Below are 1,393 nucleotides of genomic sequence, written 5' to 3' on the forward strand. Positions count from 1 at the left end.
TAATGCCAGTCAGTTAACGCTGACTGGTATTTTTTTTGGGATATTTTTGTGGTTTACCCTTAACTACCCTCGGGCAAGATCGCTTTCTGCGTTCAGGAATGACAAACAATTTTCCTTCCTCTAAAACTGCATCTAACAACTTAGGGAAGAGTCCTGCAGCCTGTAAAGGCGCAAACCGTAACAGATCAACAATCGTAATAGACGCCATATGAAAGCTAATTCGTAGAGGGCTAACCTTAGCTCTAACTGCCATATAGCGCATCAAACGTCTTATCAGATTATAAGCAATCATAAGCCCCCAGAACTCTTGTAACACAAGCTGTGGCAGCTTACTTCTTAACACCAGCCCCTCCTGTAGATCAGACTTAATTTCCCTAAAAGCCATCTCAATCTCCCAGCGCTGCAAATACAGCTGTGCCACTTTATCCTTAGTAAAGCGTTTATCATCTATTAAAGAGGTGATGTATCGTCTTGTCTTACCCTCATAACGACACTCAATTAATCGAGCTTGCCAAGTATCGGGTAGGTTTGGGTTTTTCTTTTGAGCTTGGGGAGAAACCGGCATTTGTATCAAGTAGTCCCCTTCACTAAAGGTTTCAATCACAGTGTAACGCAGATTATCTTTAGCCCGCATGAGCCAGTGACTGTTTGGATGGGTTTGTTGCCAACTGATAAGTAGGTCTGCTGAGAAATAGGCTCTATCAAATAGCGTAATGCTATTGTCTTGAACGTTTAGCTGACGGGCTAAGGTGATCTCTCCTTGACCCATATCTCCAAGGGTTGTGTCAATGATCTCATGCGTGTCAGTATTGATCAGGCATACCGAACGCATTTGTGGATAGGGCGCCTCTTTGGTTCTGCCTTTGCTTGAACTAAAGTGCTGAAGGTTCTCATCAGTATAGGGTAGTGAGTATACGACACCGTCTACAGCTTGGACGCTAAGTCCCATAAAGTCTTGCTGCTGGGTTAGTGATTCTGTTTGGTAGTGAGCACTTAGTTGATGAAATAGCTGCTTTAGAGGTTCATGCCCGAGGCGTTGTCTTGCTTGTACGACTGCACTGGGTACACAGGCCTGTGAGTCTAGATTAAGACGCATTTGCTCTGTGATATACCAGATGGAACGGTTTCTATATAAGGCGGTACCTATGACTAGCCAAACGACATGTTCAGCAGGTAGCTTACGCCTTCTAATGCTCGCTTTGCCGGTATATTCTAAAGCTTGCTGTATCCACTCAGGGTCTATTAATTCACTAAATTGTTCTAGGGTGTCTGGAATCCTTTTATGCGTCTCATTAATAGCGTTTTGTAGTCTCATAGTAAAATAGCCCATCTACTTATTAGATGGGCTATTTTATTACTTTTATTGAGTTTTTGCCTTAACTGACTGGCATTA

At 43.0% G+C, this 1,393-nt stretch carries 1 protein-coding gene; it reads right to left on the reverse strand.

What is annotated here, in order from left to right; all coding sequences use genetic code 11:
- Positions 1–13: 13 nt before the first annotated feature.
- A complete protein-coding gene (locus JFC07_RS12985) occupies positions 14–1,315 on the reverse strand; it encodes an IS4 family transposase (RefSeq protein ID WP_198329220.1) in 1,302 nt (433 codons plus the stop codon).
- Positions 1,316–1,393 lie beyond the last annotated feature (78 nt).

Source organism: Psychrobacter faecalis (genome assembly GCF_016107575.1).
GTDB classification, from domain to species: domain Bacteria; phylum Pseudomonadota; class Gammaproteobacteria; order Pseudomonadales; family Moraxellaceae; genus Psychrobacter; species Psychrobacter faecalis.